14 protein-coding genes and 1 pseudogene are annotated in these 13875 nt (G+C 73.3%); all 15 read right to left on the reverse strand.

From position 1 onward, the window contains the following. A pseudogene (locus HW130_RS36530) lies at positions 1-143 on the reverse strand (phosphoribosylformylglycinamidine cyclo-ligase); the annotation flags it as partial. A gap of 34 nt (positions 144-177) precedes the next feature. Continuing rightward, the gene (locus HW130_RS34865) at positions 178-1065 is read right to left on the reverse strand and encodes an NAD(P)-dependent oxidoreductase (RefSeq protein WP_177153779.1); all 888 of its coding nucleotides are present in this window, start codon (positions 1063-1065) and stop codon (positions 178-180) included. After that, a complete protein-coding gene (locus HW130_RS34870) occupies positions 1062-2654 on the reverse strand; it encodes a class I adenylate-forming enzyme family protein (RefSeq protein ID WP_218184325.1) in 1593 nt (530 codons plus the stop codon). The genes HW130_RS34865 and HW130_RS34870 overlap by 4 nt, the downstream gene beginning before the upstream one ends. Continuing rightward, entirely contained in the window at positions 2651-3835 is a 1185-nt protein-coding gene (locus tag HW130_RS34875; protein WP_177153780.1) for a cytochrome P450, read from the reverse strand. The genes HW130_RS34870 and HW130_RS34875 overlap by 4 nt, the downstream gene beginning before the upstream one ends. After that, entirely contained in the window at positions 3832-4071 is a 240-nt protein-coding gene (locus HW130_RS36535) for a hypothetical protein (protein ID WP_256356529.1), read from the reverse strand. Before HW130_RS36535 ends, HW130_RS34875 begins: the two co-directional genes overlap by 4 nt. Positions 4072-4088: 17 nt before the next feature. After that, on the reverse strand, positions 4089-4583 hold the full coding sequence (locus HW130_RS36540) for a glycosyltransferase family A protein (protein ID WP_309140670.1): 495 nt from the start codon (positions 4581-4583) through the stop codon (positions 4089-4091). Next, entirely contained in the window at positions 4580-5590 is a 1011-nt protein-coding gene (locus HW130_RS34885; RefSeq protein ID WP_177153781.1) for a 3-oxoacyl-ACP synthase III family protein, read from the reverse strand. Before HW130_RS34885 ends, HW130_RS36540 begins: the two co-directional genes overlap by 4 nt. 17 nt (positions 5591-5607) lie before the next feature. After that, positions 5608-6780 carry a cytochrome P450 gene (locus HW130_RS34890; protein ID WP_177153782.1) on the reverse strand — a complete coding sequence of 391 codons (1173 nt, stop codon included), beginning with the start codon at positions 6778-6780 and terminating at the stop codon, positions 5608-5610. 105 nt (positions 6781-6885) lie between these two features. Next, positions 6886-7197 carry a DUF6506 family protein gene (locus tag HW130_RS34895; protein WP_177153783.1) on the reverse strand — a complete coding sequence of 104 codons (312 nt, stop codon included), beginning with the start codon at positions 7195-7197 and terminating at the stop codon, positions 6886-6888. A 2-nt stretch (positions 7198-7199) separates the two neighbouring features. Continuing rightward, positions 7200-7475 (reverse strand): acyl carrier protein, encoded by a 276-nt coding sequence (locus tag HW130_RS34900; RefSeq protein WP_177153784.1) that lies wholly within the window; start codon positions 7473-7475, stop codon positions 7200-7202. Continuing rightward, positions 7472-9280, reverse strand: a complete 1809-nt coding sequence (locus HW130_RS34905) for a fatty acyl-AMP ligase (protein ID WP_177153785.1) — start codon at positions 9278-9280, stop codon at positions 7472-7474. Before HW130_RS34905 ends, HW130_RS34900 begins: the two co-directional genes overlap by 4 nt. A 14-nt stretch (positions 9281-9294) precedes the next feature. Then, positions 9295-10770, reverse strand: coding sequence for an amidophosphoribosyltransferase (gene purF / locus HW130_RS34910; protein WP_177153786.1), 1476 nt, complete (start codon positions 10768-10770; stop codon positions 9295-9297). After that, entirely contained in the window at positions 10767-11300 is a 534-nt protein-coding gene (locus HW130_RS34915) for a hypothetical protein (protein WP_177153787.1), read from the reverse strand. The genes purF and HW130_RS34915 overlap by 4 nt, the downstream gene beginning before the upstream one ends. Then, positions 11297-12175: a hypothetical protein gene (locus HW130_RS34920; RefSeq protein ID WP_177153788.1), complete on the reverse strand. Its 879-nt coding sequence runs from the start codon at positions 12173-12175 to the stop codon at positions 11297-11299. Before HW130_RS34920 ends, HW130_RS34915 begins: the two co-directional genes overlap by 4 nt. Further along, complete coding sequence (locus tag HW130_RS34925; protein WP_177153789.1) at positions 12172-13554, reverse strand: NAD(P)/FAD-dependent oxidoreductase; 1383 nt, start codon at positions 13552-13554, stop codon at positions 12172-12174. The genes HW130_RS34920 and HW130_RS34925 overlap by 4 nt, the downstream gene beginning before the upstream one ends. Positions 13555-13875 lie beyond the last annotated feature (321 nt).

The raw sequence follows: 13875 nt of genomic DNA on the forward strand, positions 1-13875 counted from the left end.
CCCAGACCGCCCAGAACCTCCGGGCGCCGCGTCTTCCTCACCCACTCCTTCATCAGCTCGACAGCGCGGTCACCCGCATCGATGTCGACGCCCGCTGTTCTGTAGGACGCCGCTGCGCAGCCGGCACCGGAGGGAGTGGGCATGTTCGGTCGCCTTTCGTGGAGTTGCTCCATCAGGTCACCACGACCGCGCGCCGTGGAAGGACGTCGGCTCCGGGTGGAAGCCGAGGCCCCGGCGCGCCGCGCCGAGCGCGAGAGTGCGCTCCATCGCGAGATGACTGATCGCGTAACGGGTGATGCGCGGCGGCTCCGCCCGCTTCGCCATGCGCCACACCGTCTCGGCCGTCGTGGCGGCGGCTGACGCCACGGTGCCGGGCACGGTGCGCAGGCGTACCGGGACACCGCGGGCCGCGAGCAGTTCGCGCAGCGCGTCCCCGACGGGCACGGCGTCCGCGTCGGCGACGTTGTAGGTGCCCGGTGCCGTGGCACGGTCGCAGGCCAGCAGCGCGGCCGTGGTCAGGTTGCGGATGTGGGTGAGCGACTGGAGGGCCTTGCCGTCGCCCGGCAGCCACAGCGAACGCCCGCGCACCGCGCTCAGCAGCCGGGGCAGCAGCGTCCGGTCGCCCGGTCCGTAGACGGCGTGCGGGCGCAGGACGACGGTGTCCGGCCGGTCGCGCAGGGCGTGTTCGGCGGCTGCCTTGGAGGCGGCGTAGGGAGTCAGGTAGCGGCGGACCGGCGCCTCCGTCTCGCGAGCGAGTACGGTCGGCCGGAACGGGTCGTACACGCTGGCGGTGGAGACGTGGACCAGCCGCGCCCCGGGGAAGGAGGCGGCCACGTTCCTCGTCCCGGTGAGGTTGGCGCGCCACACGGGCCCGGGCGCGCCCCAGTCGCCGACGGCCGCGGCCGCGTGGACGACCGCGTCGGCCTCGGGGGCGTCCGTCAACGGTCCCTCGCACAGGTCCCAGTCGGCGCGGGTGAGCGCGTGGACGGCCCAGCCCGCCTCGGCCGCGGCGCGGCAGACGGCGCCGCCCACGAACCCGTGCGCGCCGGTCACGGCGATCCTCATCGCGCCGCTCCCGTCCGGCGGTCGCCTGCCGGGCGCAGCCGGGCGCGCAGCGCCGCGCGGTCCGGTTTGCGGGAGCGGCCGGCGACCGGGATGCGGTCCAGCACGACGACCTCGTCGGGCAGCGCGGCCGCGTCGATCAGCGACGGCAGCCGTGAACGGACCGATGCGGCAAGGGAGTCCGGCGAGGCCGAGGAGGCGGGGACGACGGCGAGCACGACGCGCTCGTCGCCGTAGTCGTCGGGGACGCCCACGATCACGGCCTCGGCGACGCCGGGCAGGGCGGCGACGGCCGGCTCGTACAGTCCGGGATAGATGTTGGTACGTCCCCGGATCAGCATGTCCTTCTTCCGGCCGAGCAGGACCAGCCGGCCGTTCTCCAGCCGGGCGAGGTCTCCGGTGGCGTGTTCGCGCATGGGCGGCCCGCCGAGATAGCCGCGGCACAGGTTCGGCCCGGACACCAGCAGCTCGCCGTCCGGCGCGGTGCGCACGCGGACCCCGGGCAGCGGTGTGCCGAGGAGGTCGCCGGGCCCCTCGTGGGCCAGCTTCTGCCGCCCCGTCGCCACGGCGACCGGCACGATCTCGGTCATCCCGTACACGGCGAGGACGTTCACATGGGGCAGCGCCTCGGCGGCACGGCGCAGCAGTCCCGGCAGGACGGGGGCGCCGCCGAGGACGAGATGCCGCAGTGACGCGGGCACGGCGGCAGCGCCCCGCTCGACGGCCTCGATCACGGCGGGCAGGTCGGCGGGCACGCAGAACGCGTGGGTGGCTCCCGCCAGTCCGCGGGCGAACCGCGCCGGGGCGGCCGCGGGGGCGAAGCCGTACGGCGGCATGGTCCAGTGCGCGCCCGCGACCAGGGCCGGAATGCCCATCATCATCTGGTCCGTGTGCAGGACGTCGCCGTCGCCCATGCCGAGAGCGTGTCCGCAGCCCGCCAGACCGGCGCCGAGCGAACCGCGGGTGTGCACCACCGCCTTGGGGGCGGCGGTCGTACCGGAGGTGAAGACGACGAGCGCCTCCTGGTGGGGGGCCGGTTCCGGGCGGACGGCCGGGGCGGTGCCCGAGGCGAGCCGGCGTGCCGACAGCGCCCCGGCGGGGACGCCGGGCAGCCGGCGCCCGGCGTAGATGTGGCGCAGGCCGAGCCGGTGGTAGTGGGGCAGCAGAAGCCCGCGGCGCCTCGCCAGTGGGCGGCCGTACCGGGCGGCCGCGTACAGCAGCGACTCGGCCGCGGCCCAGCGCGGGGCGGCGAGTTCACGACGTGCGGCGAACAGTGCGGGGCCCGCCCCGGGGTCGGCGAAGACCACGGTGCCGCCTGCCGCGATCACGCCCAGGGCGAGCACCACACCCGCCGGTCCGGGGCGCACGGAGAACAGGACCCGCTCCCCCTCCTCCATGCCCGCCGCGCGCAGCCGCTGTGCCGTGGACAGCACCGCGCGGCCGAGCTGTGCGTAGCCGAGGGTGCGCCCGTCGGGTCCGGTGAGCGCGGCGGCGCCGCCGCGCCTGTCAGCCGTGTCGAGCAGGGCGGTGAGCAGGTCGATGTCCCCGTCCCCGCGTGTGCCGGGGCCGGGCTCGGGCAGGGTCTCGGTCAACTCGCGCTCCGGAGCTTGACGGTCAGCCGGGCGTACCCGGGGATCAGGACGCGGCGGGCCGTACGGCGGCCGGTGACGTCGGTCGGCCCGGCCGCGAGGACGGCGGTCAGCACCGCGCGGATCTGCGCCATGGCGAGCGGCATGCCGAGGCAGAAGTGCGGGCCGGCGCCGAACCACAGGCGGCGCACTTCCGGCGGGTGTGGCAGTTCGGGGGCGAACGGGCCGTACGCCTGCGCGCACAGCAGCGTCGCCACCACGACGCGGTCGCCGGGCTCGACCGGAACGCCGCCGATCTCGGCGCTCCGGGCGACGCTGCGCAGCATCACGGGGGACGGCACGGTGATCCGCAGCGCCTCCTCCACGACGGCGTCGAGGTCGGCCGTCCCGTCCCCCAGCCCGTCGAGGCGGCCCGTGTCGTGGCAGATCGCGATCAGTCGCGGGACGAAGGAGACCAGCGTCTCCGTTCCGGTGAGCAGAAACGCGCCGACGGCGCCGCGGGCCTCCTCCTCGCTCAGGCCCAGTGCCCGCAGCCGGCCGGGGAGGGTCTCCTCCCCGCCCCGCCGGTAGGCCGTCACGGCCGAGGCGGTGAGCCGCCCGAGCACCTCGCGCGCCCGTGCCACCTGGCGGGTGGTCATGGAGTGGCGCCACAGCCTGACCATGCCGGTGACCTCGGCTGCTTCCGCGTGTGCCGTGGCGAACCGGCGCGGATCCACCGGCAGGCCGACGATCTCGCAGATGGCGGCGCCGGCGCAGGTCTGCGCGACGCGGACGAGGTCCACCTCCTCGCCCGAGCGGAGCCGGTGGGTCAGCTCGGCGAGGGGCTGTGCGAGCACGCGTTCGCAGAGCGCGGCGACATAGCCCGGTGTGAAGAGACCGGAGAGCCGCCGGCGCAGTGCCGCGTGGTCGGGGCCCTCCATGTTGAGAAGGACCGAGGGGCCGAGCACCGGGGTCCACAGGTCCGCGGGCGAGCCCGGCCCGGTCTTGGTGAAGTGCGTGGTGTCGCACAGCACTTCGCGCGCGAGGGCGGCGTCGCTCACGACCACGCCGACGCGCGGTACCCGCACGACCGGACCACGGGCCGCGATCGCGCGCAGCAGCCGGTGGGCGACCGGATGGGCGGAGGTCTGCACCCGGTTCTCCCACCGGTCCCAGGCGGCGGGGCGTACGGCGGCCGTCGTCATCGGATGTCCACCACCTCGGGGCGGTAGCGGTGGTCCGCGTACCAGCCGAGTGTGCGGCGCAGGCCCCAGGCCCGTACGCGGCGCGCGGAACCCGCCACGCGCACGTCCCGCCGCACGCCGTACGCGGAGGTGAGCAGCCGTACCGCGTTGACCAGGGCCCGGTCCTCGTGGAGCTCCTCGATGGCGGTGCGCGGGAAGCCGCCGGCGCGCACGTACAGGTCCGCCGTGATGGCCATGTTGCAGCCGGGGGCCATCACATAGGGGCCGAGGTAGCCGGGCCCCCGGTTGCCGGGCCTGAACCGTCCGAAGAGCGCGGCCGCTTCGGTGGCTCCGACGAGGGCCGCGCGGCGCCGCGGCGCAGCGGGGGCAGCGGCGCCTCGTCGGTGCGGGGCCGCAGCCGGCCGGCGATCAGCTGGAGACCGTCGCCGAAGGCCGCCCGGACGCGGGCGGTCCAGTCGGGCTCGGGCAGGCAGTCGGCGTCGGTGCGGGCCAGATGCGTGGCTCCGTGGGCGATGGCGTAGCGCATTCCGGTGTCGGCGGCGGCGCCCGTGCCCTTGCGCGTCTCGTGCACGACGTGCAGGTCACCGGGGAAGCCGCAGGACCGTACGACGTCCGCGGTGCCGTCCGTCGAGTCGTTGTCGACGACGACGAGGGAGAAGTCGCGGTCGGTCTGCGCCGCGAGCGCCCGCAGCGTCGCCGTGATGCCCGGCGCCTCGTTGTACGCGGGCACGACCACCCAGAGCCTCACAGCCGGATCACGCTCATCCCCATGCTGATGCCGCCGGCGAGTCCGACGAGTCCGACCAGGTCGCCGACGCCTGCCCGGCCGCTCTCCACGGCGCGCACGAGCTGGAGGGGCAGGCTGGCCGACGCCGCGTTGCCGTGTTCGGTGACGGTGACGGCAATCTTGTCCTTGGGCAGGCCGAACCGATCGGTGAGTTCGTCCAGGTAGGGCTTCGACACCTGGTGGACGCAGACCGCCGCCATGTCCTGCCAGCCGACGCCGAGCCGTTCCAGGGTCTCGTCGAGGATCCCGGGGCCCAGCTGCTCGAACGCCCGGCGCAGGCCCACGCCGTCGAGCCGGAAGTAGGTGTGCTCGTCGCCGCGCGGGTTGGCCGAGCCGCCCGAGGCCAGTGTGCCGACGTTCCAGCAGCGGGAGTCGGCCGTGAAGCCGAAGCCGAGGATGCCGGGTTCGGCGGACTGCTCGACGAGCAGCGCCGCTCCCGCGTCGGAGAGGGTGTAGCCGGGAATCGACGCCAGGTACGTGCGCAGGTCGGGGACCGACCAGCGGACCGCGCGCGAGGGCGACTCGCCGCACGCGATGAGGATGCGGCGGTAGGAGCCCTGGGCGATGAGCGCGTGGGCGGTCTCCAGTGCGTTGAGCACGCTGTTGCACGCGTTCTTCACGTCGAAGACGGGGCAGCGGAGGCCGAGGTGGGCGGCGACCATGTGCGAGGTGGCGGGCTCGATCATGTCCTGGCTGGCCGCGGCGAAGAGGAGCAGGTCGATGCCCGCGGGGTCGGTCCCTGTCTCGGCGAGCAGCTTGCGTGCCGCCGCGGCCGCGAGGTCGGAGGCCTGCCAGTCGTCGGGCATGACGTGCAGCCGTTCGACACCGGTCAGGCGGCGGACGAGTCCGGGCGGGGGGCTGAATCCGGTGCCTGCGGCGGCCACGCGGCGCTCGGTCTCCGGCGCGGTGCGCACGGTCTCGGGCATGTGCACGGCCACACCGGCGAGCCGGGCATGGGTCCTGGGCATGGAGCGGGTCTCTCCCGTCAGACGAGGGTCACGGTCAGCCGGTCGTACGAGGGGATGACCACGCGGCGGCTGTAGCGGCGCTCGACGATCCGCCAGGGCCGCCCGACGGCGGTCAGGGTCTCGAGGGTGCGACCGATCTCCGCCTGGGCGACGGCGGAGCCGAGGCAGTGGTGGCGGCCGGCGCCGAACCACAGCTGGCGGTTGGCCGGTTCGGCGGGCCGGTCGAGCCGGAATCCCCCGGTGAGACTGTTGGCGGTGTAGTTGAGCAGCGTGATCCGGTCGCCGGCGCGCAGAGTGCGCCCGGCGAGCCGCACGTCGCTGCGTACGGTTCTGCCGATGACCGGAGCGGGTGCCGTCACCCGCAGTCCTTCGCGGACCGCGTCCGGGACGCGGCGCGGGTCCGCCACGAGCCTGTGCTGCTCACCCGTGTCGTGCAGCAGGGCGACGGTCCTCGTGATCGCGCTCGCCGCGGTCTCGGTGGCGGCCACGCCGACGAGCGCGGCCATGCCGGCGGTCTGCTCGGCGTCCAGGCCCGCTTCGCGGCAGCGCCCGATGAGATGGTCGGCCGATTCCGTACGCCACGCCTGCGCGACGTGCCCGGTGAGCCGGGCGACGACGCCCCGGCCGCGGGCGAGGGTCGCCTCGGTGAGGTCGCCTCCCCCCGCGGCCTCGAGGGAGATCGCGGCCAGTTCACGGGCGGTGGCGAAGACCCGCTCGTAGGCGGCGTCGTCGGTGCCCGTGACGGGGACCCGGAGCAGTTCCGTGACGATCCGGCCGACGACCGCCCGGCCGAGAGCCGCGACGTCCACCGGTTTCCCGACGGCGAGCATGGCCCGGGCCTCGGCGAGCCGGGCGCCGATGGTGCGGTCCACCAGGGCGCGGGCGTTGGTCTCGCCGAAGAGTTCGCGGGTGGCGGCCCGCAGCGCCCGGTGTCCTTCCCCGTCGAAGAGGTCGTCGACCCAGTCGCCGAGGAGCTGGGCCCACAGGCGGCCGACACCACCGCGGTCGAGGACGGTGAAGTGCTTCTGGTCGGTGAGGACGGAACGCGCCGTCGCCGCGTCGGCGGTCACCCAGCCGATGCGGGGCACGTGCTTCAGGGGCCGGGCCAGCCGGCCTGCGTGCAGCAGGAGCGGGAGGGCGGGACGGCTGGCCGCCAGCACGCGCAGTTCATGGAGTTCGGCGCGGTTCATGGTGATCCATCTCGTCGTGTCGGAACTGGCCGGGGGCTGCCGGGCCCCCTCCCGCCTACGGGGGAGGAAGGGGAAGGAGGCCCGGCAGGGGCGGGCTGGTGGGGGTCAGCCCGCCTGGGGCGGAAAGAGCGCTGCCATGCCGTCGATCGACTCGGGGCCGTAACCGACCGAGCCGACCGGCACACGGGACCGGGTGGCCTCGATGACCTTGGCCGTCCACACGGGGCCGAAGCCTCCGCACAGTTCGATGAGCTGGATGCCGTCGTCGACCAGCTCGGCGGCGACCTTCGGCGCGTCGGCCGGGTCCGCCATACCGACCATGACGGCGCGGAATCCGTCCCGTTCGATCACGGTGCGGTCGCGGTCGGGGTCGAGTCCGCGTCCGGTGAAGAGGAATCCGAATGCGTCCAGTGCCATGTTCATCGCTCCTTGAGTTGCCGGGCCAGCTCGTCCACGACCTCGTCGGCCGCTTCCGTCAGGGTCAGCCGGCCGAGGGAAGCGTCCTTGCGCAGCTGGACGCCGCACCACTTCTCCAGCTCGCCGACCAGGACGAAACTTGTCATCGAGTCGATGCCGAACGCGCTGAGCGGCACGTCCGGGTCGAGCTCGGAGGGCTGCATCTCCAGCAGATCCGCCATCACGTGGCGCAGCCGCTCGATCACCTGCTCCTGGGTGACTTCCTGCGCGGTGCTCATGCTGCTCCGTTCATCCGCCTGCTGGACCACTGCGCCAGCGGCTTCAACTGTCCGGACTTCACCTGCTGGGCGCATGCACGCCGCCGGATCTTGCCGCTCGTGGTGCGCGGCACCTTGTTGCGCGGCACGGCGTAGACGCTGACGGCGGCCGGCAGCACCTTCGCCACCGCGATGCCGGCCGCGCGGACGGCGGCGGCGAGTTCGCCGGGATCGCGCACGGTGGTCTCGACGACGACGGCCACGCCCCGGTCGTCCTCGCCGAGCGGCCAGGCGGCGGCCCGCTGCTGGGCGAAGGCGGGGTGGGAGTCCAGCGCGACGGCCTCCGCGTCCTGCGGGAAGTAGTTCTCCCCGCCGATGATCAGGACGTCCTTGATGCGGCCGGTGATGAACAGCTCGCCGCCGTCGACGAAGCCGAGGTCGCCCGTCCGCACGTAGGTCCGGCCGGTGTCGTGCTCCGCGCCCTCGACACGGGCCGCGAAGACGTCCTCGGACTCCTGTTCGCGGCCCCAGTAGCCCGCGCAGTTGCCGGGCGAGTCGACCCAGATCTCGCCGACGACGCGGTCGGCGAGCGGGTGACGGGTCTCGGGGTCGACGACGGCGACGCGGACGTCGTCCACCACCGGCCCGCACCCCACGAGTTCGACTCCCTCGGCGTCGACCGTGGTCCTCACCGCCTTGCCCTCGGCCAGGGCGTCGCGGTCGTAGAGCCCCACCACCGTGGGTACGAGCGACGGGCTCAGGCTCACGGCCAGCGTGCATTCGGCGAGGCCGAAGCCGGGCGAGAAGACCTCCTCGCGGAAGAAGCTCACCCGGAACGCCTCGGCGAACCGGCGCTGCGTGGCGGCGCGTACGGGCTCCGAGCCGTTCACCGCCACCCGCCAGGTGGACAGGTCGATGGCGGCGCGCTCGTCCTCGGGCACCCGGTTGACGCACATGTCGTACGCGAAGTCCGGTGCGGCCGTGAAGACGTCGTCCTCGGCGGCGATGGCGCGCAGCCACACCCGCGGGTCCCGGACGAAGGTGGCCGGCTCCATGGTGACGGTCGCGGCGCCGGAGACCAGCGGCAGCACCACGGCGGTGCACAGCCCCATGTCGTGGAAGAACGGCAGCCAGCTGACGATGGTGGTGGTGGGCTCCACCTCGCAGCGGTCGCGCATCCCGGCCTGGTTGGCGACGAGGTTGCCGTGGCCGACGACGACGCCGCGCGGGTCGCCGGTGGACCCCGACGTGTACTGGAGCAGCGCCGTGGTCGCGGGGTCGAGAGCCACCGGGTCGGGCAGCGCCGCCCCGGCGGACTCCGGCGCGTCCGGCCGGCGCACGGCGACCCACCGCACTCCGGGCAGGAGGTCGACGTCCGCCTCGTCGGCCTCCTGCTGGGTGGACACCAGGACGGCGCACGGGTCGCAGTCGCCGCAGATCGCCGACAGCCGTTCGGCGCGGGTCGTGGTTCCCGCGCGGGCGGCCGTACGGAACGCGGGGACCGGCACAGCGATCATGCCGGCGTACAGGCAGCCCAGGAAGCCGATGTGGAAGTCGAGTCCGGGCAGGGCGGGCACGATCACGCGGTCACCGGCGCTGCCGGTCTCGCGCAGCGCCGCGGCCAGCGCTCGGGCGCGCCGGTCGAGCTCGACCGGGGTCAGGCTCTCGATCCGTGCCCCGGACGCGTCGAGGGCGGTGACGACGGGACGGTCCGCGTCGGGACCGGTGGTGCGTGCGAGCAGTGCTTCGACGATGGTGCGGGCTGCCCGACCGGTGTGCGCCGGTGCCGGCGGCCGGGTCGCGCTCGCCTCGGTTGGGGTGTTCACTGCTGAAGCTCTCCTCATTCGGCGGTGCCTTGGGACGCAAGGGCGGTGTCGGTTCTGGTCCCCGGCTGCGGCAGGCCGGCCGGGGCGGGGAAGGCGCCGGCGGGGACGGCGGTGGGATAGCGGCCGGTCAGACAGGCGGTGCAGTAGCCGGAGGGGTCGCCTCCCGCGGCCTCCACGAGCCGGTCGAGCGAGAGGAACGCCACGCTGTCGCAGCCCAGTTGTTCGGCCAGCTCCGTGATCGGCAACCGGGCGGCGAGCAGTTCCTCCGGACGTCCGGTGTCGATGCCGTAGAAGCACGGCCACCGGTACGGCGGGGAGGCGATCCGCAGATGCACCTCCACGGCCCCGGCCTCGCGCAGCAGTCCGGTGACGGTGCGCATGGTGGTGCCCCGGACGAGCGAGTCGTCCACCAGCACCACCCGCTGCCCGGCGACGGCGCCCGCGACCGGGGCGAGCTTGCGGCGCACCGTGGTCTCGCGGGCCGACGGGTCGCCCGCGATGAAGCTGCGGCCCACGGCTCCGGGCCTCAGCAGGCCCTGGACGACGGGCAGGCCGGCGCGCTCGGCGTAGCCGTCGGCGGCGACGCGCGCGGTCTCCGGGGTGGCCACGACCACCGGGCGCGGTGAGCCGAGGACCGGCGCATAGTCGGCAAGGGCCTGCCCCGCCCGGTAGCGGGCCTGGTAGACACCGCGGCCGGAGAGGGTCGAGTCGGCCCGGGCGAAGTAGACGTACTCGAAGAGGCAGGCAGCCGTCTTCGCGTCCGGCACCTCCACCCGGCTGCTCGCGGTGCCGTGCGCGCCGATGGACAGCACCTCGCCCGGTTCGAGCTCCCGGACCACCTCGCCGCCGACGGCGGTGATCGCGGCGGTCTCGGAGGCCAGCAGCCAGGCGTCGCCGCGCCGCCCCAGGGCCAGCGGCCGGAAGCCGTGGGGGTCGCGCACCCCGTACAGGTTCCGTCCGTCGGACAGGACGAGGGCGTACGCGCCCCTGAGCCGGGGCAGCACCGCGTGCAGGGCGGCGGGGGTGTCGGCGCCGTCCGCCGCGCGCGCGGCGAGCAGTAGCCGGGCCAGCAACTCGCTGTCGGTGGAGCACAGTCCGGGGTCGATCGCGTCGGCGCCGGGCGCCTTGTGCGGGTCCACCAGGGTGCCGTTGTGCGCGACGGCAAGCGGCGGCCGGTCCAGGACCACGGGCTGGGCGCCGGCCAGCCCGTCCCGCGCGCCGTGGGTGGCGTAGCGGACGTGGCCGACCGCGACCGGGCCCTCGGGCAGCCCTTGGAGGCCGGAGAGGGCCTGGGCGACGGTGCCCGCGCCGTGCCGGGCGACGAGGGCGTCGCCCGTGCCCACGGCGATGCCGGCGCTCTCCTGCCCGCGGTGCTGCAGCGCGACGAGCATCTCCCGTACCACTGCGGCATGGTGGCCGTCCGGCCCCCAGACGCCCGCGACGCCGCAGGCCTCGCGGGGCTTGTCCGCGTCGTACGGGTCTGCGCTCATACGGTGTCACCGCCCGCGTCGAGCCAGTCGGTGAACGCGTCCAGGTCCGGGAGGATCACGGTCGAGCAGGACAGGACCGCGAGGTTCTGCCGCATGTCCGTGATCGAGACGACGGTGCGTCCCGCACGGTACGCGGAGAGCATCTCTGCGGCGGTGCCCATGCTCGGCTCATGACCGGGCAGCCAGGCCACACACACATCGCTCGCGGCGGCCAGCCGCGTGAGCTGGTGGAACAGGTCGGTCAACTCGCGCAGCTCCGGCGCGAGTTCCGCGTGGCGCACGACCGGACGGTCCGCGAGCGCGGCGTGTGCGGCCCGCACGTCGGCGGGATGCGACGCCAGCCATTCGGCCATCACCGTGCCGGGGTCGTGGATCACCGCGTCGGGACGCCGGTCGAGCAGGCTGCGGGTCAGCAGCTGCCGGTAGGACTGGTCGGTGAGGTCCGCGCCGGTGCGCGCTCCCTGCATGGTGCCGGCGAGGAAGTAGGAACGGGTCTGCCGCAGCACGGCCGGCACGGCTTCGGAGGTCATTCGTCCTCCATGGAGTAGGGGGCCAGGGTCAGTCCGGCGGGGGAAGCGGCGCGGTGGATGGCCGCCGCCTCCAGGAGGAAGGCGACCACGTCGTCCTGCGGCGCGGAGACCGCGTCCGCGACGACTTCCAGGTCGCGCTGGAAGCGCGCGTCGCCGTGTGCCGCGACCGCGCCCTGGTTGTCCTTCGTGATCATGAGGGTGCGGTCCTCGGCGACACCCGCGGGCCGGCCTGCCAGGGGCAGGATCAGCTCCGCCATGTGCCGGGTCACCGGGTGGACCACGCGGACGGACACGCTGTGCTGCTCGGGATGGACCAGCAGCGGACGTACCCAGTCCGCCGGGGGCGGCACGGTCGCGAGCCGCGATTGCGGGTGCAGGACGAAGGCCCTCGACGCCACGTTGTGCCCGCGCCGCGGGCTGAAGCGGAGATAGTCCAGGCGAAGGGCGTCGTCGTCGAGCGTCCACGTGGCCCGCACCCGGCCCGGCGCCGGTGTGCCGTCCCCCCGCACCCGGTACGGGTAGGCGTCGACGGTCACCCGCACCACGCCGTCGACCGCCGCCGCGCGGTCGAGCCGCAGCGGCTCCGCGTGCAGCAGGTACGGGTCGAGGACGACGATGTGGTCCTCCCGGCGGTAGACGGCCGCCACATGACGTCCGTCGATGAGGTACTCGGCGGTGATCCCGGACCGCTCGGCCACCATCCGCCCGGCGGCGAACGACTGCCAGGCGCAGGACAGCCCGAAGCGCGGCGGCGCCGCCCGGGTGCCGAAGTACTCGTGGAACTGGGACGCGCTGTTGTACGGAATCCCGACGAGCACCTCGTCGAGGACTTCCTTCTGCACATCGCTCAACAGCGCCGCGCCGACGGCATTCACTTGCGGCCTCCCTGGAAGAGCGCGGCGGCCTGCTCCAGCAGGGAGGGCCGACGGGCGTACGTGGTGTCCTGACCGCCGAGCAGCGACAGGTGTTCGCGCAGGACACGCAGATAGGTGAGAAGTTCGAACTGGGTGAGATTGCGCGGTGAGTCGAGGAACTTGATGCCGCCGCTGATGTCCACGTCCCGGCGGCGCTTGAGTTCGTCGAAGCTGCGGGCCGCCTCCGGGTCCCGCCGCCGGGCCGCCAGATAGGCGGCGATCACCCGCGACTGCAGCTCGACGGTGGGGAAATGGCCGCCCGTGCCGTCGGTCATCCCGGCGATGAAGAGGTCGTCGTAGCGGGGCGAGAAGGCCAGCAGATAGAAATCGGGGCGGCCCTTGTTCCAGTCGAGGTGTTCCTCACCGACGAACGGAATGTGGATCCGGAATCCGGTCGCCATGATGACGGTGTCGAATTCCTCCGACGTACCGTCCGAGAACTCCACGAACTTTCCGTCGAAACGCACGGGGGCCTTGCGCACCTTCACCCGGCCGTGCGCGCAGTAGTAGGGCAGCAGTGAATTCACGATCGGCGGGGATTCGAGCGGCTCGTGATCGGGCTTCGGCAGGCCGAACTGGTCGGGGCTTCCGATGCTCAGCTTCAGCATGGTCCGGTAGGCGGCACGCGCCACGGGCGCCGGCAGCCGCAGGTTCTGGCTCGATTCCGAGACCTGGTCGGCGGGCTTTCCGAAAATGAACTTCGGGAAGAAGTAGTAGCCGCGGCGCATGCTGATGGCGACATGGTCGCTCACCCCCGCGGCCTCCACCGCGATGTCGCAGCCGGAGTTTCCGGCGCCGACGACGAGAACCCGCTTGCCGGCGAGGCCGGCCGGGTTGGTGTAATCCCGGCTGTGCAGGATCTCCCCGTCGAACTTCCCCTCGAAGGACGGCAGATGGGGGTGCCAGTTGTGGCCGTTCGCAATGATCAGGGCGCTGTGCTCCTGCGAGTGGCCGTCCGCGGTGGTGACGCGCCAGCCGTCGGGGAGCCGCTCGACCTCGGTGACGTCGGAGTCGAAACGGATCAGCCGCCGCAGGTCGAAACGCTCGGCGTACTGCTGCAGATAGGTGCGCACCTGATCGTGACGGGGATAGGCGGGAAGGCCCCGGTCCATGGGGAGGTCCGCATACCCCGTCACTTCGCGCGAGGTGATGGTGTGGGTGTTCTGGTAAACGGAACTGCGGGGATTGTCGATGTCCCAGATACCGCCCACGCCGGAGTGGGACTCGTATCCCACGCACGGAATGTTCAGATCACTGAGGTTCTTGAGAGAGGCCAGACCGGAAGGGCCGGCTCCGATGACGGCGACCGGCCGTGGATCCACTTGTGGTTCGGACGACATGCGAACTCCCCCGTTGCGATTGCGTCGTAGGCATCGACACCACCGACGTGTCGAGCTGCCTGACCAAGACTCCATCAGGTCACCGCATCGACTCCAGCCACTTTTAAGGACTTTCAAGCGACCGGAGAGATTCCCGCTTCGCCTTGACTTCCGGCCCCGGACTTCCGCCTAATGGGCCCCGACCGGACTTCGCGAGAAAGTGAATCACGTCACTTTTCCTGTTCCGGTTGAACCGATGAACTCTTTTTTGCGTAGGCAGCCTTACCAGGAGGAGTGCCCGTGGCTCGCGTCGTGGTCGACGTCATGCTCAAGCCCGAGATC

Origin of the sequence: Streptomyces sp. PKU-EA00015 (assembly GCF_013387495.1) — a bacterium.
In the GTDB taxonomy this organism is placed as follows: Bacteria; Actinomycetota; Actinomycetes; order Streptomycetales; family Streptomycetaceae; genus Streptomyces.

Coding starts and splice junctions, on each gene's coding strand:
- purF (WP_177153786.1), bottom strand. CDS start 10,770: ATGAGCGCAGACCCGTACGACGCGGACAAGCCCCGCGAGGCCTGCGGC.
- HW130_RS34875 (WP_177153780.1), bottom strand. CDS start 3,835: ATGACGACGGCCGCCGTACGCCCCGCCGCCTGGGACCGGTGGGAGAAC.
- HW130_RS34895 (WP_177153783.1), bottom strand. CDS start 7,197: ATGGCACTGGACGCATTCGGATTCCTCTTCACCGGACGCGGACTCGAC.
- HW130_RS34915 (WP_177153787.1), bottom strand. CDS start 11,300: ATGACCTCCGAAGCCGTGCCGGCCGTGCTGCGGCAGACCCGTTCCTAC.
- HW130_RS34925 (WP_177153789.1), bottom strand. CDS start 13,554: ATGTCGTCCGAACCACAAGTGGATCCACGGCCGGTCGCCGTCATCGGA.
- HW130_RS34865 (WP_177153779.1), bottom strand. CDS start 1,065: ATGAGGATCGCCGTGACCGGCGCGCACGGGTTCGTGGGCGGCGCCGTC.
- HW130_RS34890 (WP_177153782.1), bottom strand. CDS start 6,780: ATGAACCGCGCCGAACTCCATGAACTGCGCGTGCTGGCGGCCAGCCGT.
- HW130_RS36535 (WP_256356529.1), bottom strand. CDS start 4,071: ATGGCCATCACGGCGGACCTGTACGTGCGCGCCGGCGGCTTCCCGCGC.
- HW130_RS34900 (WP_177153784.1), bottom strand. CDS start 7,475: ATGAGCACCGCGCAGGAAGTCACCCAGGAGCAGGTGATCGAGCGGCTG.
- HW130_RS34885 (WP_177153781.1), bottom strand. CDS start 5,590: ATGCCCAGGACCCATGCCCGGCTCGCCGGTGTGGCCGTGCACATGCCC.